General features: G+C 61.8%; 19 protein-coding genes. 13 read left to right on the forward strand and 6 right to left on the reverse strand.

From position 1 onward, the window contains the following. Positions 1–168 precede the first annotated feature (168 nt). Positions 169–948, forward strand: a complete 780-nt coding sequence (locus AC3WMV_RS26735) for a TSUP family transporter (RefSeq protein ID WP_007951261.1) — start codon at positions 169–171, stop codon at positions 946–948. On the opposite strand, the gene nudC is transcribed toward AC3WMV_RS26735, so the two are convergent. The 3 genes from nudC to AC3WMV_RS26750 form a co-directional block, all read right to left on the reverse strand. Then, on the reverse strand, positions 916–1,746 hold the full coding sequence (gene nudC / locus AC3WMV_RS26740; RefSeq protein WP_103368998.1) for an NAD(+) diphosphatase: 831 nt from the start codon (positions 1,744–1,746) through the stop codon (positions 916–918). The genes AC3WMV_RS26735 and nudC overlap by 33 nt on opposite strands. Before the next feature lie 6 nt (positions 1,747–1,752). After that, positions 1,753–2,565 (reverse strand): crotonase/enoyl-CoA hydratase family protein, encoded by an 813-nt coding sequence (locus AC3WMV_RS26745; RefSeq protein WP_027611976.1) that lies wholly within the window; start codon positions 2,563–2,565, stop codon positions 1,753–1,755. A gap of 221 nt (positions 2,566–2,786) precedes the next feature. Further along, positions 2,787–3,560 carry a class I SAM-dependent methyltransferase gene (locus tag AC3WMV_RS26750; protein WP_096796077.1) on the reverse strand — a complete coding sequence of 258 codons (774 nt, stop codon included), beginning with the start codon at positions 3,558–3,560 and terminating at the stop codon, positions 2,787–2,789. A gap of 175 nt (positions 3,561–3,735) precedes the next feature. On the opposite strand from AC3WMV_RS26750, the gene AC3WMV_RS26755 reads away from it, so the two are divergent. From AC3WMV_RS26755 to pncA, 4 genes are all read left to right on the forward strand, one after another. Further along, complete coding sequence (locus AC3WMV_RS26755; RefSeq protein ID WP_097089691.1) at positions 3,736–4,269, forward strand: tetratricopeptide repeat protein; 534 nt, start codon at positions 3,736–3,738, stop codon at positions 4,267–4,269. Positions 4,270–4,359: 90 nt separating this feature from the next. Beyond that, a complete protein-coding gene (locus AC3WMV_RS26760) occupies positions 4,360–4,818 on the forward strand; it encodes a sigma-70 family RNA polymerase sigma factor (protein ID WP_256214190.1) in 459 nt (152 codons plus the stop codon). Then, entirely contained in the window at positions 4,815–5,573 is a 759-nt protein-coding gene (locus tag AC3WMV_RS26765) for an anti-sigma factor family protein (RefSeq protein WP_097089690.1), read from the forward strand. Before AC3WMV_RS26760 ends, AC3WMV_RS26765 begins: the two co-directional genes overlap by 4 nt. A gap of 49 nt (positions 5,574–5,622) precedes the next feature. Next, positions 5,623–6,249, forward strand: a complete 627-nt coding sequence (gene pncA / locus AC3WMV_RS26770) for a bifunctional nicotinamidase/pyrazinamidase (RefSeq protein ID WP_097089688.1) — start codon at positions 5,623–5,625, stop codon at positions 6,247–6,249. Between the two features lie 113 nt (positions 6,250–6,362). Here pncA and AC3WMV_RS26775 read toward each other — a convergent pair whose 3' ends face one another. Together AC3WMV_RS26775 and AC3WMV_RS26780 are read right to left on the reverse strand one after the other, a co-directional pair. Beyond that, positions 6,363–7,664, reverse strand: coding sequence for an ATP-binding protein (locus AC3WMV_RS26775; protein WP_027611982.1), 1,302 nt, complete (start codon positions 7,662–7,664; stop codon positions 6,363–6,365). Positions 7,665–7,668: 4 nt separating this feature from the next. Then, complete coding sequence (locus tag AC3WMV_RS26780; RefSeq protein ID WP_003224662.1) at positions 7,669–8,370, reverse strand: response regulator; 702 nt, start codon at positions 8,368–8,370, stop codon at positions 7,669–7,671. A gap of 275 nt (positions 8,371–8,645) precedes the next feature. On the opposite strand from AC3WMV_RS26780, the gene AC3WMV_RS26785 reads away from it, so the two are divergent. The 8 genes from AC3WMV_RS26785 (at position 8,646) to AC3WMV_RS26820 (ending at position 19,250) form a co-directional block, all read left to right on the forward strand. Further along, entirely contained in the window at positions 8,646–9,803 is a 1,158-nt protein-coding gene (locus AC3WMV_RS26785; RefSeq protein WP_103368997.1) for an efflux RND transporter periplasmic adaptor subunit, read from the forward strand. Between the two features lie 15 nt (positions 9,804–9,818). Further along, entirely contained in the window at positions 9,819–12,917 is a 3,099-nt protein-coding gene (locus tag AC3WMV_RS26790; RefSeq protein ID WP_207264492.1) for a multidrug efflux RND transporter permease subunit, read from the forward strand. Between the two features lie 176 nt (positions 12,918–13,093). Then, positions 13,094–13,735, forward strand: coding sequence for a DUF1345 domain-containing protein (locus AC3WMV_RS26795; protein ID WP_027611985.1), 642 nt, complete (start codon positions 13,094–13,096; stop codon positions 13,733–13,735). A 165-nt stretch (positions 13,736–13,900) separates the two neighbouring features. Next, on the forward strand, positions 13,901–14,926 hold the full coding sequence (locus AC3WMV_RS26800) for a LacI family DNA-binding transcriptional regulator (protein ID WP_103369001.1): 1,026 nt from the start codon (positions 13,901–13,903) through the stop codon (positions 14,924–14,926). Positions 14,927–15,080: 154 nt separating this feature from the next. After that, entirely contained in the window at positions 15,081–15,863 is a 783-nt protein-coding gene (locus tag AC3WMV_RS26805; RefSeq protein ID WP_103368995.1) for an apurinic/apyrimidinic endonuclease family protein, read from the forward strand. Further along, on the forward strand, positions 15,856–16,863 hold the full coding sequence (locus AC3WMV_RS26810) for a sugar kinase (protein WP_103368994.1): 1,008 nt from the start codon (positions 15,856–15,858) through the stop codon (positions 16,861–16,863). Before AC3WMV_RS26805 ends, AC3WMV_RS26810 begins: the two co-directional genes overlap by 8 nt. Positions 16,864–16,959: 96 nt before the next feature. Then, on the forward strand, positions 16,960–18,258 hold the full coding sequence (locus tag AC3WMV_RS26815) for an MFS transporter (protein ID WP_097089677.1): 1,299 nt from the start codon (positions 16,960–16,962) through the stop codon (positions 18,256–18,258). 14 nt (positions 18,259–18,272) lie between these two features. Continuing rightward, positions 18,273–19,250: a 2-hydroxyacid dehydrogenase gene (locus AC3WMV_RS26820; protein WP_103368993.1), complete on the forward strand. Its 978-nt coding sequence runs from the start codon at positions 18,273–18,275 to the stop codon at positions 19,248–19,250. A 142-nt stretch (positions 19,251–19,392) separates the two neighbouring features. Here AC3WMV_RS26820 and AC3WMV_RS26825 read toward each other — a convergent pair whose 3' ends face one another. Beyond that, positions 19,393–20,580, reverse strand: a complete 1,188-nt coding sequence (locus tag AC3WMV_RS26825; protein ID WP_103368992.1) for a pyridoxal phosphate-dependent aminotransferase — start codon at positions 20,578–20,580, stop codon at positions 19,393–19,395. Positions 20,581–20,597: the final 17 nt, after the last annotated feature.

A 20,597-nucleotide genomic window follows, 5' to 3' on the forward strand; every position in this document is an offset into this window, starting at 1 on the left:
CTGGTCAGAGTCAGAATCGAGTCTGTAGTCCCGCCCACCCCTTCAAGTCTAAACATACAAGCGAGCCTGCTCGCGAAGGCGTCAGACGGGTCGCCGCAACAGTTGGATACAGGTAACATGACCGCCTTCCCCGCAGCCCTTCTGCGCCCTGCCGAATAAGCCGATTCCATGCCTTTCGAACTCAGCGTTGACCTCACCACCCTGGCCGTCCTGGCCCTTGTCGCTTTCATTGCCGGTTTCATAGACGCCATTGCTGGCGGCGGCGGTCTGTTGACCACCCCGGCGCTGCTCACTGCCGGCCTGCCACCGCATCTGGTGTTGGGCACCAACAAACTGAGTTCGACGTTCGGCTCGGCCACCGCCAGTTTCACCTTCTACCGACGCAAGCTGTTCCACCCCCGGCAGTGGATGCACGCGATCGTCGGCACCCTGGTCGGCGCGCTCACCGGTGCCGTCGTCGCGCACTACCTGCCGGCGGAATGGCTGAACAAGATGCTGCCGGTGATCGTCTTCGCCTGTGGCCTGTATCTGTTGTTCGGCGGCACGCCCAAAGCGCCGCTGGACAGCGACGCACCGATCAAGAAGAAATGGCAATCGACCCAAGGCTTCAGCCTCGGCTTCTACGATGGCGTGGCCGGCCCTGGCACGGGTGCGTTCTGGACGGTCAGCAGCCTGCTGCTCTACCCGATCGACCTGGTCAAGGCCAGCGGTGTGGCGCGCAGCATGAACTTCGTCAGCAACATCGCGGCGCTGTCGGTGTTCGTGTTCTCCGGGCAAGTGGATTGGATCATCGGCCTGAGCATGGGCCTGTCGGTGATGGTCGGCGCATTCTTCGGGGCGCGCACCGCGATCAGCGGCGGCGCCAAGTTCATTCGTCCGGTGTTCATCACCGTGGTATTGGGTTTGACCGTGCGCCTAGCCTGGCAACACTGGTTCAGCGTGGCCTAAGCGGCGCGCCACGTAGACGTCGATCAGGTAACGGGCAATCGATTTTGACGCCGGCAACGGCGGCAGATCGTGCACGTTGAACCACTGGGCGTCCTCGATCTCGTCCTCCTGACAGACGATCTCGCCCCCGGCATATTCGGCATGGAAGCCGAGCATCATCGAATGCGGGAACGGCCAGCACTGGCTGCCCATGTACTGGATGTTCTTCACTTCGATGCTGACTTCCTCGCGCACCTCGCGAATCAGGCAATCCTCCGCCGACTCGCCCGGCTCGGCGAACCCGGCCAGCGTGCTGTAGACCCCGGTGACGAAACGCGGTGAGCGCGCCAGCAGGATCTCGTCGCCACGGGTCACCAGCACGATCATGCTCGGCGAAATCCGCGGGTAACTGCGCAGGTCGCACGGCTGGCAATACATCGCTCGCTCGCCTGGCACCTGCGTCATCGCCTGCCCACAGTTGCCGCAGAAGCGATGTTCACGCGCCCAGGTGCCGATCTGCGCGGCATAACCCAGCACCTTGTAGACAGTGTGATCGCCTTCGAGCATGAACGCCCGCAGACCTTTCCAGTTGCAGCCCGGCACGTCGCTGGAGCTGTGCAATTCCAGCAGATACACCGGCTCGCCATCGAGATGGCCGATGCCGTGTTCGGTGAGGACTGACAGGTCTTGACGCTTGAGCCATTCCCGCGGGAACAGCGCGCCGTTGTCATCGAACAGAAAGCCTTCGGGGCTGCGCGCCACGGCCCAGCCGCCGGGTTGATCGGTGTCCAGTACTGCAGTGGTCCAGCGAGCTGTCATGGTTTCTCAATCCAGAAATTCGGGTTTCTGTTTACTCATATGGGCGGCCATGGCCACGCGCAAGTCGGTGGATTGCAACATGGCGGCGTTCCAGGTGGCAACGTATTCGAGGCCGTCGTCGATGCGATGGTCGCGCATGTAGCTGATCATTTCCTTGGTGCCGGTGACCGCGATTGGCGATTTGCTGGCGATCTCGCGAGCAATGTCCATCACGCCTTCGAGCAGCAGCTCCTTGTCAGCGTAAACACGATTGACCAGACCGATGCTGCGCGCTTCATCTGCGCCGAAAGTGCGCCCGGTGTAAGCCAGTTCACGCAGCATGCCGTCCCCGATGATCCGTGGCAACCGTTGCAAAGTGCCAACATCGGCAGCCATGCCGATGTCTATTTCCTTGATCGAGAACTGCGCGTCTTCGGCGGCGTAGCGCATGTCGCACGCGGCGATCAGGTCGATCGCACCGCCGAGGCAATAGCCTTGAATCGCCGCCAGTACCGGTTTGCGGCAGTTGTCGACGGCGTTGAACGAGGCTTGCAGGGTGAGAATCTTGCGCCGCAGCAGGCGCGCATTACGGCCGACGTCCTTGCCCAGTTCATTGGCGACGCCGGCGAGCATCATCAGGTCGATGCCCGAGGAAAAATGTTTGCCGTTACCGCTCAGCACCACCACCCGCACTTCATCGGTGTCATCGATCCACTGGAAAATCTCGACGATCTCGCTCCAGAACGCGGCGTTCATCGAGTTGATCTTTTCCGGGCGATTGATCTGCACATGCGCGATGTTGTCGGCCAGTTCGACGCTGAAGGCGGTGTATTGAGTCATGGCAGTGATCCTTTACCGGGCTGAAAATGAGGCCCGAACTATAACAAGGCATCACGATGGCGGTTCGGCCAAATGCGGGACTGCTTCGAGAAATGGGGTGTCAGGGCTGTCCTCTTCGCGAGCAAGCCCGCTCCCACATTGATATTCAGTGAACGCAGTTTCTGCATTCACCACCGATCCTCGTGGGAGCGAGCCTGCTCGCGAAGGGCTGCACCGCCGATCTAACAGACCTTCACCGCCACATAAGCCGCCGTCTCATAAGGCACCGTCAGCACATGCCGCCCACGCAACGCCGGCTCCGAGGCAATCAACGCGCGAATCTGCTCATCAACCTTGTCGCGCTGCGCCTGCGGCAAGGCCGCAATGAAACTGGTGGAGCGCACCCGATTGAAGATCACGTCCTCGGGCGAGCCGGTGTGCCCGTGATGAAACTGCTGCAACTGCAACCGCCCGAACGCCGGATGCGGAAACGCCTGACGCCATTGGCCGGTGTAGTAACGCGGCGTGTCCCCCTCCAGCGCATTCACGATAGCGTCGAGTTTCGGCACCCAGCTGACCTGTGTATCGCGCAGGTTCCAGATAAGGCCAAGCTTGCCGCCAGGCTTGAGCACGCGGGCGATTTCCGTCAGGGCTTCCGGGGTGGCGAACCAATGGAACGCCTGCGCGCAGACCACTGCATCCACCGACGCGTCAGGCAGTGGCAGATCGGTCGCGGTACCGCTCACCGCCAACACCTGCGGCCAGGCAGCGGAAAGTTTTTCCAGCATCTGCGCCACCGGTTCCACGGCGATCACCTGCGCGTCGGTGGCCGCCAGCCGTCCGGTGAACTTGCCGGTGCCGGCGCCCAGATCGATGACGGTCTTGTGACTGTCCAGACCCAACGTCTGGGTCAGCCACTGGCTGACCTGCGGCGGGTAGTCCGGGCGGCCCTTGATGTAGGTGTCAGCGGCAGTCTTGTAGCCGGCAGCAGCGGAGTGATGGACCTGATCTTTCATGGCAGTTCCTCGTGTGTCAGCGCCGGGGCATGGCAAAGCGCTGGATGGACGGCAGGCGTAGCCGAGCATAACGCCGCGATTTGCGCGTACCTTGAACAGAGCCTGACAAAGCAATGAATAAAATGCCGGGCTGTGGTGTTCAAAGTGAAACATAACCCTCTGTGGAGCCTTGCCCATGACTATCCGTTCCGTTATGTTCGCCGCCCCGTTGCTGCTGGTCACCGTGTTGTCCGCATCGATGGCGTTTGCCAACGGTGATGAAAGCGCGCCCGTGCAGAAGCCCAACTGCCCCAAAGGCCAGGTCTGGGACAGCAAATCACAGAAATGTGTGCTGCAGACCAGCAGCGCCGTACGGGATGTCGATCGCACCGACTATGCCTACCGATTGGCCAAGGACGGTCGCTACGAAGAGGCCCTGGCCCTGCTCGACACCCTGCAACAACCGAACACCGCCAAAGCCCTCAACTATCGCGGTTACGCCACGCGAAAACTGGGGCGTACCGATGAAGGCATCGGCTATTACCTGCAATCGGTGAAACTCGATCCGCAGTACGCGCAAGTGCGTGAATACCTCGGCGAAGCCTATGTGATCAAAGGCCGCGTCGACCTGGCGCAGGAGCAATTGCAGCAGATCAAATCGATTTGCGGCACCGCCTGCGAGGAATACCAGGACCTGGCTGAAGCCATCAACGATTCATCGAAAACCTGACATAGATAAAGGAACGCCATCATCGTCAGCGATCAGGCATTCAGAGCGGAACTCGGACAGCATCTGGCGCGGCTGTGGCGCTACGGCCTGCTGCTGTCGCGCAATCGTCACGTGGCCGAGGATCTGGTGCAGGCCACGTGTGTGCGGGCGCTGGAACGTGTCGGCCAATATGTGGCCGGCACGCGCATGGATCGCTGGCTGCTGAGCATCTTGCATTCAATCTGGCTCAACGAAGTGCGCGCCCGCCGGGTGCGTCAGGGCGCCGGTCAGGTCGATGCCGACGGGCAACTGGCCTTCGATGGCGAATACGCCGCGCAGACTCATGTGATGGCGGCGCAGGTGATCCGCCGGGTCGATGCGTTGCCGGAGACCCAACGCGAAACCGTGTACCTGGCCTATGTCGAAGGCCTGTCCTACCGCGAAGTCGCCGAGATCCTGCAAGTGCCGATCGGCACGGTGATGAGCCGTCTGGCCACCGCGCGACTGAAACTGGCTGAATATCCGCCCCTGCAAGCCGTGCCGAAAACCACCGGAGGTGACCACCCATGAACAGGCCCTCCGACGAACAACTGGTGGCCTACCTCGATGACGAGCTGGACCCCGCGTATCGCAGCCAGCTCGACAGCGCGATTGCCGACGACCCGTTGCTCAGCCTGCGCGTGCAATGGTTCGAACGCAGCAGCCTGCCGTACAAGGATGCCTATGACGAACTGGCGCAACAGGCACCGCTGGAACGTTTGCAGGCGCGCCTCGATGCCATCCCCGCCCCTCAGCAGCCAGGCCTGAGCCGACGCTGGTTCATCGGTGCGGCCGCCGCGAGTCTGCTGGCGGGCGGCGTGTTGGCCGATCGCCTGTTTCTCGCCTGGCAAACGCAGCAAACGCATAACTGGCGCGCCCTGGTGGGCGACTACATGGCACTGTATGTGCCGCAAACCCTCGATCACCTGCCCAGTGACGAAGCCAGCCAGCGATCGCAACTGCGTGCGGTAGATGCACGCTTGGGGCTGAGTCTGTCGCCGGCACTGGTGAAGTTGCCGGGCGCCGAACTCAAGCGTGCACAAATGCTCGAGTACGACGGTGTGCCGATTGCGCAACTGACCTATCTCGATGCGAAACACGGGCCGCTGGCCTTGTGCGTGACTCGCTCCAACAGTGGCAGCCAGCCTTTGGCGCACGAACGGCGCCACGAAATGAACGTGGTGTACTGGACCGAAGGTGAGCATGCGTGGATGTTGATCGGGCACAACCCGGCGCCGGCGCTGGAAGACCTGGCAAAACACCTGGTCGACAAGCTGGGCGCGTGAGTGCCGCTCCACTATGCTGAGCGGGTGATTATCCAAGGAGGAAGCCCCGATGCAGATTTCACCCCGCACCGCCCTGCTGGTCATTGACGTGCAGAACGACTTCATCCCCGGCGGCCAGTTGGCCGTGCCCGAAGGCGATCAGATCGTGCCGCTGATCAATCGCCTCGGTGGCCTGTTCAAACAGGTGGTGATTGCCCAGGACTGGCACCCGAGCGGCCACGCGTCCTTTGCCTCAAGCCACCCCGGATACCAGCCTTACGAGGTAATTCAGTTGCCCTACGGCGAGCAGGTACTCTGGCCGGAGCATTGTGTGCAAGGCACTGCCGGCGCCGAGTTTCACCCCGAGCTGAACCTGCCGCACGCGCAACTGATCATCCGCAAGGGCTGTAATCCGGACATCGACAGCTATTCGGCGTTTCTCGAAGCGGACCGGCGCACCACCACCGGTCTGGCCGGTTATCTGAAGGAGCGCGGTATCGACACGGTGTACATGGTCGGTCTGGCGCTGGATTTCTGCGTGATGTTTTCTGCGCTGGATGCACGGGCGGCGGGGTTCAACGCGTTCGTGGTGCTGGATGCCTGTCGTGCCATTGACAGGGATGGGTCACTGGCAGCGGCGATGGAGCGGATGCAGACGGCTGGGGTTGGCTTGATTCAGTCGAACCAACTGATCTGACCAACACATAACCCCTGTGGGAGCGGGCTTGCTCGCGAAAGCGGTGTGTCAGATTAATTTATGTCGACTGACACTCCGCCTTCGCGAGCAAGCCCGCTCCCACGGGTTTCGGGTCAAGTCATGTCAGGCAACCACAACCTGAACCGCGCCCCACCCAGCGGCGAACTTTCAACCGTCAAGGTCCCGCCCTGCGCCTCCAGCGCCCGACGGCTGATGGCCAGGCCCAGACCAAAGCCGCCGGTAGCCCGATCACGACTGCGATCAAGTCGATAAAACGGTTCGAAAATCCGCTCACGCTCATCATCCGGGATGCCAATGCCATCGTCGTCGACCCAGATCTCGCAACCATCGGGGCTGACCTGCACGCCAATCTGAATGCGTTTTTCGCAATAGCGCATGGCATTGCGCAGCAGGTTCTGGATCGCTCGGGCGGTCAGGCGCGGATCCAGCGTGAAGCGTTCGAGCTGACCGTGCAGCAGCACGTCGATAACGATGTCCGGTGAGTCCAGCTCTTCATCGACACTGCCCAGAATGCTGTCGATGAACTCATCCAGCGAAACCTCGACCTGCTCGGGCAACTGCGCCGGGTTCTGCAGGCGGCTGTAAGACAGCAGTTCCAGCACCAGCTCATCCAGTTCCCGAATGTGTGCGACCAGTCCTTGCAGGCGCTCGCGACTGGTCGCCGGCAAATCATCGGACAGCGCCAGGGCCAGACCGAAGTCCAGACGGGTCAGCGGCGTGCGCAATTCGTGGGACACCGCATTCAGCAGGTCGCGCTGCTGATTGAGCAGATTTTCGATATCGCCGGCCATGGTGTCGAACACGTTGGCCAGGCTGCCGATGTTGGAACTTGCGGGGATCTGCGTGCGCTCGTTCAGGTGGCCCTTGCCGAAGCGTTCGGCAGCGCCCTTGAGGCGCTCCAGATCGCGCCAGTGCGGGCGAATCCACAGCAGCAGGCAGGCGAGCATGCTCGCACCGATCAGCACGTTGATGCTCCAGTACAACAGATTGACGTCCAGCGGATCCGGCGGCACTACCATCTGCACGGCAACGTCATCGTTCAGCGGCGTGACCGCCAAGGTGCGCCATCCCCAATCGCCGATACGCACCACGTTTTCCCCGGCGCGCAAACGCACTTGCTCGGGGGCGGTGAACCCGGCGTCGTCGATGCGCGCCAGTGCGATGTGCAGCGGCTGGAAGTCCTTGTCCATCGATTGCGCCAGTGCCGGCCACTGATCCTGCGGCACCGCGTGGAACTGCCGGGTGATCAGCGATTGCAGGCCGCGTGAATAGTCGAGGTTGTAGGTGATGAAGCGCTCGCGGAACGCCATGATCACCAGATCCGGCACCAGATAGATCGCCGCGCTGTAGGAGACGATCGTCACCAGATACAGGCGAAACAGGATTCTGAACATCAGCTCAGCATTCCCACTCGGAGCGGCTGAACAGGTAGCCCTTGCCCCATACCGTCTTGATCTTGCGCGCCTCGCCGGCGTGGTCGTCGAACTTGCGCCGCAGCTTGGAAATCGCCACGTCTACCGAACGATCGGTGCCGTTGAACTCGATGCCGCGCAGGCGTTGCAGGATTTGATCGCGGCTCAGCACTTCCCCGGCATGCCGAGCCAGCACCACCAGCAAATTGTACTCGCCGCTGGACAGTTCCACCGGTTGCTCGCGCCAGGTCACGGTGCGCTCGGACAGGTCAATGCACAGATTGCCCATGACGATGCGATCATTGACCGTCATCGGTTCACCGAGGCTGCTGCGCCGCAGCAAAGTCCGCACCCGGGCCAGCAGAACCCGTGGCTCGCAGGGTTTGGTGACGTAATCGTCGGCGCCCATTTCCAGGCCCAGCACCTGATCGTGACTGTCGTCGCGGGCGGTCAGCATCAGGATCGGCAACGTCGCCGAATCGGCCCGCAGCAAGCGGCAGACCTGCAGGCCGTCGAGGCCCGGAAGCATCAGATCGAGGATCACCAGATCCGGCGGATTGATCCGTGCCCGCTCGCGCACGTGATCACCACGGCCGATTACGCTGACGGAATAGCCGTTGCGCTCCAGGTAGCTGGAAATCAGTTCGGCGAGGGCGGTGTCGTCTTCGACCAGGAGGATGTTGGGCATGGGGTGTTCCAGGAAAATGCAGTGGCGACTGTTTGGGCCTCATCGCGAGCAGGCTCACTCCTACAAGGTTCGTGTCTGGCACAGTTCCAATGTAGGAGTGAGCCTGCTCGCGATGGCGGTTTATCTGTCGCAATAAATTTCAAGGCGTAAAGGATATACGCCCTCACCCGTCCCTGAGTAAAACCCTTACACAATTTCACACAGCGCCTACAAAGCTTCACCGCTACCCTCGGCGTCTGGCCTTAGGATGCGGGCTTCAATATTGGGGGTGGTACATGTCAAAAAATCTTCTGGCCGGGCTCGGCCTGATCGCCGCTGCGCTGTTGCTGAGCGCCTGTGATTCGTCCTCGAAGGCCGAAGAAGAAGCGCCGCCAGCTACCGTGCGCATCGAGACCATCGAGGCCCGCCCCCTGTCGATCAGCAGCGAACTGAGCGGGCGTATCGCCGCCCCGCGCATCGCTGAAGTGCGTGCCCGAGTGGCCGGGGTGGTGTTGCAACGGACCTTCCGTGAAGGCAGCGACGTGAAAAAGGGTGACGTGCTGTTTCGCATCGACCCGGCACCGTTCAAGGCTGATCTCGATAGCGCCGAAGCCGCGTTGCGCAAGGCCGAGGCCAATGCCTTCCAGGCCAGGCTGCAGGAACAACGCTACGCGCAGTTGATCGACGACAAGGCCATCAGCGCTCAGGATTACGACAACGCCCGCGCCAATGCCCGGCAAACCGCCGCCGATGTGGCGGCCAATAAAGCTGCAGTGGAACGCGCGAAGCTGAACCTCGGCTACGCCACCGTCACCGCGCCGATTTCCGGGCGGGTCGGCCGTGCATTGGTCACTGAAGGTGCGTTGGTCGGGCAGAACGAAACCACGCCGCTGGCGCTGATTCAGCAGCTCAACCCGATCTACGCCGACCTTACCCAGTCGACCCGTGAACTCAACGAACTGCGTCGCGCGTTCCGTTCCGGGCAATTGCAGGCAGTCGGTCAGGATCAGGTCAAGGCCACGCTGATTCAGGATGACGGCAGCCTCTATCCGTTGCCGGGCAAATTGCTGTTCAGCGACATCAGCGTCGATCCGGGCACCGGCCAGATCATTCTGCGCAGCGAGTTCCCCAATCCCGATCTCGACCTGCTGCCGGGCAGCTTCATCCGTGTACGTCTGCAACAAGCCACCGTACAGAACGGCATCACCGTGCCGCAACGTGCGGTGCAGCGTGACAGCGCGGGTATCGCCCAGGTGCTGACCGTCGACGAGCAGATGCGCGTCGCCCAGCAGCCGGTGCAACTGGGCGCGGTGCAGAACGACCGCTGGATCGTCACCGGCGGCCTCAAGCCCGGCGACCGCATTGTCATCGAAGGCCTGCAACACGCCCGTCCAGGCGAAAAAGTGCAGATCGACGACACCCCTCTTCCACTTGCCCAGGCCTCTGGTCAGTAAGCAGGACGCTTTCATATGCCGCAGTTCTTTATCGATCGCCCGGTGTTCGCCTGGGTTGTCGCCCTGTTCATCCTGTTGGCCGGTGCGCTGGCCATTCCGCAATTGCCGGTGGCGCAGTACCCCGATGTCGCGCCGCCACAGATCGAAATCTACGCGGTGTACCCTGGCGCCTCGGCGCAGACCGTCGATGAAAGCGTGGTCAGCCTGATCGAAGAAGAGCTCAACGGCGCCGATCACCTGCTGTACTTCGAATCGCAGAGCAGCCTCGGCAGCGCGACGATCAAGGCCACCTTCCAGCCGGGCACTAACCCGGAGCTGGCGCAGGTGGATGTGCAGAACCGCCTCAAAGTGGTCGAGTCGCGCCTGCCGCAGGCAGTCAATCAGCAAGGCCTGCAGGTGGAGAAAGTCTCTGCCGGTTTCCTGCTGCTGATCACCCTGACCTCCAGCGACGGCAAGCTCGATGACGTGGCGCTCAGTGATTATCTGGCGCGCAACGTGATGAACGAGATCAAACGCATCGACGGCGTCGGCAAGGCGCAGCTGTATGGCGCCGAACGGGCGATGCGGATCTGGATCGATCCGCAGAAGCTGATCGGTTTCAACCTGACCCCGGCTGACGTCAACGCCGCCATCGTCGCGCAAAACGCCCAGGTGTCGGCGGGCAGTATTGGCGACTTGCCCAACCCATCCTCGCAGGAAATCACCGCGACCATTCTGGTCAAGGGGCAGTTGTCGACGCCGGAAGAGTTCGCCGACATCGTGCTCAAGGCCAATCCGGATGGCTCCACCGTGCGCATCGGCGATGTGGCACGGGTCGAAGTCGGCAGTCAGGAATACCAGTTCGGCACGCGCCTGAACGGCAAGCCGTCCACCGCCGTCGGCGTGCAACTGGCGCCGGGGGCCAATGCGCTGGCGACCGCCACCTTGATTCGGGCGAAGATGGACGAGCTGTCGCGCTATTTCCCGGCCGGTGTCGAATACAAGATTCCGTACGACACCTCGCCGTTCGTCAAAGTCTCGATCACCAAAGTGGTTTACACCTTGGGCGAGGCGATGCTGCTGGTGTTTGCGGTGATGTTCCTGTTCCTGCAGAACATCCGCTACACGCTGATCCCGACGCTGGTAGTGCCGGTGGCCCTGATGGGCACCTTCGCCACCATGCTCGCACTGGGCTTTTCGATCAACGTGCTGACCATGTTCGGCATGGTGCTGGCGATCGGCATTCTGGTGGACGACGCCATCGTCGTGGTGGAAAACGTCGAGCGCATCATGGCCACTGAAGGACTGTCGCCGAAAGAGGCGACGCGCAAGGCGATGAAGCAGATCACCGGGGCGATCATCGGCATTACCCTGGTGCTGGTGGCGGTGTTCATCCCGATGGCGTTCATGCAGGGTTCGGTGGGGGTGATTTACCGGCAGTTCTCGCTGTCGATGGCGACCTCGATCCTGTTCTCGGCGTTTCTGGCCCTGACGCTGACGCCTGCACTGTGCGCCACGCTGCTCAAGCCAATTGCCAAGGGCGAGCACCACGAGAAAAGCGGATTCTTCGGCTGGTTCAACCGCCGCTTCGAGCAACTGACCGATCGCTATCAAGGCTGGGTCGGCTACGCGCTGAAGCGCAGCGGGCGTTATCTGCTGATCTACGGCGTGCTGCTGATCGGCATGGGGTTGTGCTTTGCGCGTCTGCCCTCCTCGTTCCTGCCGGTTGAGGATCAGGGTTACACCATCACCGACATTCAGTTGCCGCCGGGTGCGAGCAAAAACCGTACGGTGCAGGTGGTCGAGCAGATCGAAGCGCACAACGCCAGTGAACCGGGGGTTGGCGACAGCACGGTGATTCTCGGCTTCAGCTTCTCCGGCAGCGGGCAGAATGCGGCGCTGGCGTTTACCACCCTCAAGGACTGGTCGGAGCGCGGCAGCGACGATTCGGCTACGTCGATTGCCGATCGCGCCAATATCGCCCTGAGCCAGATCAAGGATGCCATCGCGTTCGCTGTGTTGCCGCCGCCGGTTGACGGCCTCGGCACGTCGAGCGGCTTCGAATTCCGCCTGCAGGATCGCGGCGGTCTCGGTCACGCGACATTGATGCAGGCGCGCACCGAATTGCTCGCCGCCGCCGAGAAAAGCCCGGTACTGATGAATGTGCGCGAAAGCGCGCTCGCCGAAGCGCCGCAGGTGCAACTGGAGGTAGACCGCAAGCAGGCCAATGCGCTGGGCGTGTCGTTCGCCGACATCGGCAGCGTGTTGTCCACCGCCGTGGGTTCCTCCTACATCAACGACTTCCCCAATCAGGGGCGCATGCAGCGGGTGGTGGTCCAGGCTGAAGGCGATCAGCGCAGTCAGGTCGATGATTTGCTGAAAATGCATGTGCGCAATAACGCCGGGCGCATGGTGCCGCTGTCGGCGTTCGTTCAGGCCAAATGGACGCAAGGCCCGGCGCAACTGACCCGTTACAACGGTTATCCGGCGATTGCGATTTCCGGCGAACCGTCGCCGGGGCACAGTACCGGTGAAGCGATGGCGGAGATTGAACGCTTGGTCGCTCAGGGGCCGAAAGGTCTGGGTCAGGAGTGGACCGGGCTGTCGTTGCAGGAAAGTTTGTCCGGCAGTCAGGCGCCGATCCTGCTCGGTCTGTCGTTGCTGATCGTGTTCCTGTGCCTGGCGGCGTTGTACGAGAGCTGGTCGATTCCGACTTCGGTGCTGCTGGTGGTGCCGCTGGGTGTGCTCGGCGCAGTACTGGCGGTGACCTTGCGCGGCATGCCCAACGATGTGTTCTTCAAGGTCGGGCTGATTACCATCATTGGTCTGTCGGCGAAGAACGCGATCCTGATCATCGAGTTCGCCAAGAGCCTGTACGACGAAGGTCACGACCTGATCGACGCGACGTTGCAAGCCGCGCGCCTGCGTCTGCGCCCGATCGTCATGACTTCGCTGGCGTTCATCCTCGGCGTGGTGCCGTTGGCCATCGCCACTGGCGCCAGTTCGGCGAGCCAGCAAGCTATCGGCACCGGAGTGATCGGTGGGATGATCACGGCGACGCTGGCGGTGATCTTCGTGCCGTTGTTCTTCGTGGTAGTGATGAAGCTCGTACAACGCCTCACTAAACACCACTAATCCCTGTGGGAGCGGGCTTGCTCGCGAAGGCTTCGTGTCAGTCAGTATTCATGTAGCTGACACACCGCTTTCGCGAGCAAGCCCGCTCCCACAAGGTCATTCGAACAGTCAAGTCAGTGGTCATCCGAGACGTCGCTGGGCTAAGGTGTAAAAACATCCTGGCCCATCGAGTCCCCATGCGCTTTCTTGCCCGCACCCACCCTCGCCTGTCCGCCGCCGCTTTGGTCGGCCTTGCCACCGGCCTGCTGGTCCCTGCCGACTCCGTCGTCAGCAAAATCCTCATCGGCTGGAACGCCGGCGTCTGGACTTACCTGATCCTGATGTTCTGGCTCGCCACCCGAGCCAAGGCACCGGACGTCAAACGCATCGCCGTCGTCGAAGACGAGAATGCCGGACTGGTGCTGTTCGTGGTGTGCATCGCAGCATTGGCCAGCCTGGCCGCCATCACCCTGGAACTGGCCGGCACCAAGGATCTGGATACCCATCACAAACTTCTGCATTACGCGTTCACCGCCGTCACCGTCGTAGGTTCCTGGCTCGTGATCGGGGTGATCTTCTGTGTGCACTACGCGCGACTGTTTTACACCTGGGACGGCAAGGAACCGGCCCTGCGTTTCGCTGAAGGTCTGACCACGCCCAATTATTGGGACTTCCTGTATTTCTCCTTCACCATCGGCGTGGCAGTGCAGACTGCCGATGTCGGCGTGGCTACCCGCGACATTCGCAAGATCGTCCTGGCGCAATCATTGATCGGTTTTGTGTTCAACACCGCGATTCTGGGCTTTTCGATCAATATTGCTGCCGGCCTGTTTGGCTGAGCATTGCGCAGATACTTCAATAACGCTGAGCACCGCCCGTCGGCGCCAAGTTGAAGTACCACGCGCATTCACTTGACGGAGTATCAGCTTCTGGTGTTTCCTGAAACCGGTTTCAGCGCCATCGAGGCGCACGAAACGAATAAATCCAATAATAGGTTTCAGACCGTGAACGACTTCTCCGCCGCCCAGCGCAGCCGCGTGACCATGCTTGATGTTGCCGAACGCGCCGGCGTATCCAAGGCCAGCGTCTCGCGCTTCATCGGCGACGACCGCGCCCTGCTCTCCGATGCCATCGCCTTGCGTATCGAGCAGGCGATCAGTGAGCTGGGTTATCGCCCGAACCAGATGGCCCGTGGTCTGAAACGCGGGCGCACGCGCCTGATCGGCATGCTGGTGGCCGATATCCGCAACCCTTATTCGATTGCCGTGATGCACGGGGTGGAAACCGCCTGCCGTGCGCACGGCTACAGCCTGGTGGTGTGCAACACCGACCGCGACGACGAGCAGGAGCGCCAGCATCTGGCGCTGTTGCGCTCGTACAACATCGAGGGGCTGATCGTGAACACCCTTGGCCATCACCGTGACGAACTCCACGAGTTGCACCGGGAAATGCCCTTGGTGCTGGTGGACCGCAAGGTCGATGGCCTCGACAGCGACATGGTCGGGCTGAACAATCCGCAGGCGGTCGAGATGGCCCTGACGCACCTTGAGCAGCGCGGCTATCGCGATGTGTTGCTGGTGACTGAGCCGTTTGACGGCACCAGTTCGCGGATCGAGCGGGTCAGCAGTTTTCAGCAGCAGATGGCCCAGCGTTCCGGTCTGACCGGGGCGGTGCTGGAAACCGGCGCAGAACTCGCCACTCAACTTCAGCACTTTTTGAAACAACCGGCGAATGGGCCGAAAGCGCTGTTCTGCGCCAATGGCGTGGCAGCATTGGCCTGCACCCAGGCCTTGCGCGAAATCGGTTGCCGATTGTTCGAGGATGTCGGGCTGATTGCCCTGGATGATCTGGATTGGTACCCGTTGGTCGGCAGCGGGATTACCGCCCTCGCCCAGCCCACAGCCGAGATTGGCGCGCGGGCGTTTGGGTGTTTGCTCAAGCGTTTGCGGGGGGATGTCGAGATAGCGCGCAGAGTGGATTTTGCGCCGGTGCTGGTTGAGCGCGGGTCTACCCGAGGATCTTTGCGGTGACTGTTATGGCGCCATCGCGAGCAGGCTCACTCCTACAGGGGGAGCGCATTCCAAATGTAGGAGTGAGCCTGCTCGCGATGGCGCCCGAACGCCCGACGAAGATCAATCAGATTTTTTTGAACAAAAATGAAACCGGTTTCAGAGGTAGATAACAATGAATAAACCTGCCGTTTCCATCAGCCTGTCCAGCTACGGCGCCGAGCTTGTGCGCCAACGCGGGCAGGACTTCTTCATCGATGTGCTGGCCGCCGCTGGCGCTGATCGCATCGAATGGCGCGAAGAGCTGCTGACCCGCGAAGTGCCCGAGCAACTGCAAGTCGCCACTCGGGCGCAGGGACTGCAAAGCATCTATTCGTCGCCGAGCGAACTGTGGCTCGCCGGTCAGGCGCGTCCCAATCCCGAGCTGATCAACGCCCTGCAACATGCAGAAGCGTTTGGCTCGAAATGGTTGAAAGTCTCGCTCGGTTACTTCACCGACAACTGTGATTTGCAGGCGCTGAAACAGCTGCTGGGCAACAGCCCGGTGCAGTTGCTGGTGGAAAACGACCAGACCTTGCAGGGCGGCCGCATCGAGCCGTTCCAGCGTTTTTTCGCGGCGGTGGAGCAGCATGATTTGCCGATCAAGATGACCTTCGATATCGGCAACTGGCAGTGGCAGGACCAGTCCGCCGCCAACGCCGCACGCCTGCTCGGACGCCACGTCGGCTACGTGCACTGCAAAGCCGTGGCCCGCCGCGCCGACGGCAAATTGGTGGCGGTGCCGCCCGCCATCAGCGACCTGCATTTGTGGGAACAACTGCTGCGGCACATGGCCCAAGGCGTTATGCGCGCCGCCGAATACCCGTTGCAGGGCGATGACCTGGTGGCGTTGACCACGGAACACGTCGCCGCCCTCGCCCGCCTTGGTCAATCGCGTCTGGAGCCTGCCCATGTCTGATATCGATATTCTGTCGTTCGGCGAAACCATGGCGATGCTGGTCGCCGAGCAGACCGGTGATCTGGCTGCAGTCGAGCATTTTCACAAACGCATCGCAGGCGCCGACAGCAATGTGGCTATCGGCCTGTCGCGCCTGGGTTTCAACGTCGCGTGGCTGAGCCGGGTCGGCGCCGATTCCCTCGGACGTTTCGTGGTCGAGACCTTGATCAAGGAAGGTCTGGATTGCAGTCACGTCGAGGTCGATCACCAGCACCCGACCGGTTTCCAGTTCAAGTCGCGTAACGACGACGGCAGCGATCCGCAGGTCGAGTATTTCCGCCGTGGCTCGGCGGCCAGTCATCTGTCATCGCTGTCGATCACTGACAGCCTGCTAAGCGCTCGCCACCTGCACGCCACCGGGATTCCACCGGCGCTGTCAGCGAGCGCCCGGGAAATGTCGTTCGAGCTGATGACGCGCATGCGCCATGCCGGGCGCAGCGTGTCGTTCGACCCCAATCTGCGCCCGAGCCTGTGGGCCACCGAGCAAGAGATGATCCGCGAGATAAATCGCCTCGCCGCCCTCGCCCACTGGGTCTTGCCGGGCTTGAGCGAAGGTCGCTTGCTGACCGGCTTCGAAGACCCGGCGGACATCGCGGCGTTTTATCTCGATCAGGGCGCCGAAGCCGTGGCGATCAAGCTTGGGCCGCAAGGTGCCTATTACCGCACGCATCTGGATCAGGGTTTTGTCGCCGGGGTGCCGGTGGCCAACGTGGTCGACACCGTGGGTGCGGGTGATGGCTTTGCGGTCGGCATGATCAGTGCCCTGCTGGAGCATCAGAGTTTTGCCGAGGCGGTGCAACGCGCGAACTGGATTGGCAGTCGGGCGGTGCAGAGTCGCGGGGACATGGAGGGTTTGCCGACCCGATCCGAGCTTATCGCTGAATTCGAGGCCGCTGATCGCGAGCAGGCTCACTCCTACATTGGATCTCCGCCAGTCACAGCTGCAGCGGCAAACACATAACCCTTGTAGGAGTGAGCCTGCTCGCGATGAGGCCCGCTCAGACAACCCATTAATTGAACCTGCTGCGACAAAAACAACAAGCTCAGGAGCAACACCATGAAAACCGCAACCCTCGCCGCCCGCCGCTGGTGGTACATCATGCCGATCGTGTTCATCACCTACAGCCTGGCGTATCTGGATCGCGCCAACTACGGCTTTGCCGCCGCGTCCGGCATGGCTGCCGACCTGATGATCACCCCGGGCCTGTCTTCATTGCTCGGTGCGCTGTTCTTCCTCGGCTACTTTTTCTTCCAGGTGCCGGGTGCGATCTACGCGCAGAAGCACAGCGTGAAGAAGCTGATTTTCTTCAGCCTGATTTTCTGGGGCGGCCTCGCCACCCTGACTGGCGTCGTGTCCAACGCCTACTGGCTGATCGTGATTCGCTTCATGCTCGGTGTGGTAGAAGCCGCGGTGATGCCGGCGATGCTGGTTTACCTGTGCCACTGGTTCACCCGTGCCGAACGCTCGCGGGCCAACACCTTTCTGATCCTCGGCAACCCGGTAACGATGCTGTGGATGTCGGTGGTTTCGGGCTATCTGGTGCAGCACTTCAGCTGGCGCTGGATGTTCATCATCGAAGGTTTGCCGGCGGTGCTCTGGGCGTTTATCTGGTGGAAACTGGCCGATGATCGTCCTGCTCAGGCCAAGTGGCTGAGCGAACAGGAAAAGCACGACCTGGAAAGCGCTCTCGCCGCCGAACAGGTCGGGATCAAAGCGGTGAAGAACTACGCCGAAGCATTCCGCTCGCCGAAGGTGATCATTCTGGCGCTGCAGTTTTTCTGCTGGAGCATCGGCGTCTACGGCTTCGTGCTGTGGCTGCCGTCGATCCTCAAGGCCGGCGCGCAAATGGACATGATCGAGGCCGGCTGGCTGTCGGCGCTGCCGTATCTGGCGGCGGTGATCGGCATGCTCGCGGTGTCGTGGGGCTCGGACAAACTGCAGAAGCGCAAACGCTTCGTCTGGCCGCCACTGCTGATCGCCTCCATTGCGTTCTACGGTTCCTACGCCTTGGGCGCGGAACATTTCTGGTGGTCGTACACACTGCTGGTGATCGCCGGTGCCTGCATGTACGCACCTTACGGGCCGTTCTTCGCCATCGTTCCGGAGATCCTGCCGGCCAACGTCGCCGGCGGTGCCATGGCGCTGATCAACAGCATGGGCGCGCTGGGTTCGTTCGGCGGCTCGTATCTGGTCGGCTATCTGAACAGCTCCACCGGTTCGCCCGGTGCTTCGTACTTGCTGATGAGCGGCGCGTTGCTGCTGTCGGTGGTGCTGACGATTTTTCTCAAGCCTGGCGCCAGTGATCGCGTCGTGGCCAAAGCCGTAATCACGCGTCCCGTGCCGGCGCATTCCTGAAGAGATTTTTGCTCATGAAAAAGCAAGTCGTGCTGTACAAGAAACTCTCGCCGGCGCTGATGTCGCGTCTGCAGCAACAATGTGAAGTGACGCTGATCGAAAGCCTCGACGCCGACGGCTTGATGAAACTGCGCGACGCCCTGCCCGGCGCCCACGGTTTGCTCGGCGCCAGCCTGAAAATCGACGCCGCGCTGCTCGATCTGGCGCCACAACTTGAGGCGATTGCCAGCGTCTCGGTGGGTGTCGACAACTATGACATCGACTACCTGACTCAGCGCAAGATCCTCCTCAGCAACACCCCGGACGTGCTCACCGAAACCACCGCCGACACCGGTTTCGCCCTGATCCTCGCCACGGCCCGGCGCGTGGTGGAACTGGCGAACATGGTGCGCAGCGGCCAGTGGCATCGCAACATCGGCCCGGCGCATTTCGGCACCGATGTGCATGGCAAGACTCTGGGCATCATCGGCATGGGTCGCATCGGCGAGGCGCTGGCGCAGCGCGGGCATTTCGGTTTTGGCATGCCGGTGCTTTATCACAGCCAGTCGCGCAAACCGGCAGTCGAGGCGCGTTTTGACGCGCAGTACCGTAGCCTTGAGGCGCTGCTGCAAGAGGCGGATTTCATCTGCCTGACCCTGCCGCTGACTACGCAGACCGAAGGCCTGATCGGCGCCGAGCAGTTTGCGCTGATGCGCCCCGAGAGCATCTTCATCAATATCTCGCGCGGCAAAGTGGTGGATGAAGCGGCGCTGATCGACGCGTTGCGCCACCAGCGGATTCGCGCAGCGGGGCTGGATGTGTTTGAGCGTGAGCCGTTGAACCATGACTCGCCGTTGTTGCAGTTGAATAATGTGGTGGCAACGCCGCACATGGGTTCGGCGACGCATGAGACGCGGGAGGCGATGGCGCGGTGTGCGGTGGACAATCTGCTGGCGGCTTTGGCTGGGGAGAAGCCAGTGAATCTGGTGAATCCGGCGGCCTGGCAGGGCTGAGATCTTCAGTGCCTACCCCGGCCAAATCGCTGGCAAGCCAGCTCCCACAGGTTCTTCAGTGTTCATTACATTTCAGAACGACACAAAACCCTGTGGGAGCTGGCCTGCCAGCGATGAGGCCGGGACGCGCCACACAAAACTGTCAGGCACTCCGCGCCTGCAACAGCTGCACCGCACACAACGCAATCCGCGCACAGGCATCCGCCAGCTGCACCCGATGCAGCACCAACCCGATACGAATATGCCCCGCCGCACTCGGCCCGAACGCTTCGCCAGCCAGCACAGAGACCCCATAACCTTCCAGCAATCGCTCGGCAAACGCCTGCGCGCCAAACCCGGTCTGGCGCACATCGACCATCACGAACATCCCGCCATCCGGGCGAATCGGTTGCAACCCCGGGCAACCACGCAAGCGCTCGCACACCAGATCGCGGCGCAACCGATATTCCTCGCGCATCTGCGTCACCTCCGGCAGATCGCTTGCCAACGCGACCTCCGCTGCTTTCTGCACAAAATCCGGCAGGCCGAAAAGCATGCTCAACGACAGGTTCACCAGATGCTCGGCCAGCACCTTCGGCCCGATCGACCAGCCAATGCGCCAGCCGGTCATGGCGTGGGATTTCGACAGGCTGTTGATGGTCGCCGTGCGTTCGGCCATGCCCGGCAGACTTGCCGGGCTGATGTGTTCGCCCTCGTAGAGCAGATCGCTGTAGACCTCGTCACTGATCAGCCACAAATCGTGGCGCACGCACAGCGCCGCCAACTCTTGCCAGATCAGCAGCGACAGGCTCGCGCCGGAAGGATTATTGGGACTGTTGAGCAACATCGCGCGGGTCTTCGGCGTGATCCGTGCAGCGACATCAGCAGGATCAACACGAAAGCCGTTTTCCGGTCGAACCGGCACCGGCACCACTGTCGCGCCGCACGCGCCGAACACACCCTCATACGTCACGTACATCGGCTCGGCGACGATCACTTCGTCACCCGGATCCAGCAGGCATTGCGCGACCGAATACACCGCGCATTGCGCGCCGGGCAGCACGATCACGTGCTCGGCATCCACCATCTGGCCGCTGCGTCGCTGGTGGCGGGCGGCGATCAATTTGCGCAGTGCCAAGCGGCCACGCACTTCGGAATAATGCGTATCGCCGGCCAGCAGACTGTCGATGGCGCCGTGGATGATCGGCAACGGCGTGTCGAAATCCGGATCCCCTACACTCAGCAGCAGGATATCGACACCCTCGGCGCGCAGCTCCAGCGCTCGGTCATGAATCTGCCAGGCTGCGGCGCCCTCCCCGGCGATGCGTTGGGTCAAGGCTGAATAGCGCATGCACGTCTCCTGATTGC

Source organism: Pseudomonas sp. FW305-3-2-15-E-TSA4 (assembly GCF_058787295.1).

Excerpts from the sequence above, each read along its gene's own strand:
- AC3WMV_RS26735 (WP_007951261.1), top strand. The coding sequence starts at position 169 with ATGCCTTTCGAACTCAGCGTTGACCTCACCACCCTGGCCGTCCTGGCC.
- nudC (WP_103368998.1), bottom strand. The coding sequence starts at position 1,746 with ATGACAGCTCGCTGGACCACTGCAGTACTGGACACCGATCAACCCGGC.
- AC3WMV_RS26745 (WP_027611976.1), bottom strand. The coding sequence starts at position 2,565 with ATGACTCAATACACCGCCTTCAGCGTCGAACTGGCCGACAACATCGCG.
- AC3WMV_RS26750 (WP_096796077.1), bottom strand. The coding sequence starts at position 3,560 with ATGAAAGATCAGGTCCATCACTCCGCTGCTGCCGGCTACAAGACTGCC.
- AC3WMV_RS26755 (WP_097089691.1), top strand. The coding sequence starts at position 3,736 with ATGACTATCCGTTCCGTTATGTTCGCCGCCCCGTTGCTGCTGGTCACC.
- AC3WMV_RS26765 (WP_097089690.1), top strand. The coding sequence starts at position 4,815 with ATGAACAGGCCCTCCGACGAACAACTGGTGGCCTACCTCGATGACGAG.
- pncA (WP_097089688.1), top strand. The coding sequence starts at position 5,623 with ATGCAGATTTCACCCCGCACCGCCCTGCTGGTCATTGACGTGCAGAAC.
- AC3WMV_RS26775 (WP_027611982.1), bottom strand. The coding sequence starts at position 7,664 with ATGTTCAGAATCCTGTTTCGCCTGTATCTGGTGACGATCGTCTCCTAC.
- AC3WMV_RS26780 (WP_003224662.1), bottom strand. The coding sequence starts at position 8,370 with ATGCCCAACATCCTCCTGGTCGAAGACGACACCGCCCTCGCCGAACTG.
- AC3WMV_RS26785 (WP_103368997.1), top strand. The coding sequence starts at position 8,646 with ATGTCAAAAAATCTTCTGGCCGGGCTCGGCCTGATCGCCGCTGCGCTG.
- AC3WMV_RS26790 (WP_207264492.1), top strand. The coding sequence starts at position 9,819 with ATGCCGCAGTTCTTTATCGATCGCCCGGTGTTCGCCTGGGTTGTCGCC.
- AC3WMV_RS26795 (WP_027611985.1), top strand. The coding sequence starts at position 13,094 with ATGCGCTTTCTTGCCCGCACCCACCCTCGCCTGTCCGCCGCCGCTTTG.
- AC3WMV_RS26805 (WP_103368995.1), top strand. The coding sequence starts at position 15,081 with ATGAATAAACCTGCCGTTTCCATCAGCCTGTCCAGCTACGGCGCCGAG.
- AC3WMV_RS26810 (WP_103368994.1), top strand. The coding sequence starts at position 15,856 with ATGTCTGATATCGATATTCTGTCGTTCGGCGAAACCATGGCGATGCTG.
- AC3WMV_RS26815 (WP_097089677.1), top strand. The coding sequence starts at position 16,960 with ATGAAAACCGCAACCCTCGCCGCCCGCCGCTGGTGGTACATCATGCCG.
- AC3WMV_RS26820 (WP_103368993.1), top strand. The coding sequence starts at position 18,273 with ATGAAAAAGCAAGTCGTGCTGTACAAGAAACTCTCGCCGGCGCTGATG.
- AC3WMV_RS26825 (WP_103368992.1), bottom strand. The coding sequence starts at position 20,580 with ATGCGCTATTCAGCCTTGACCCAACGCATCGCCGGGGAGGGCGCCGCA.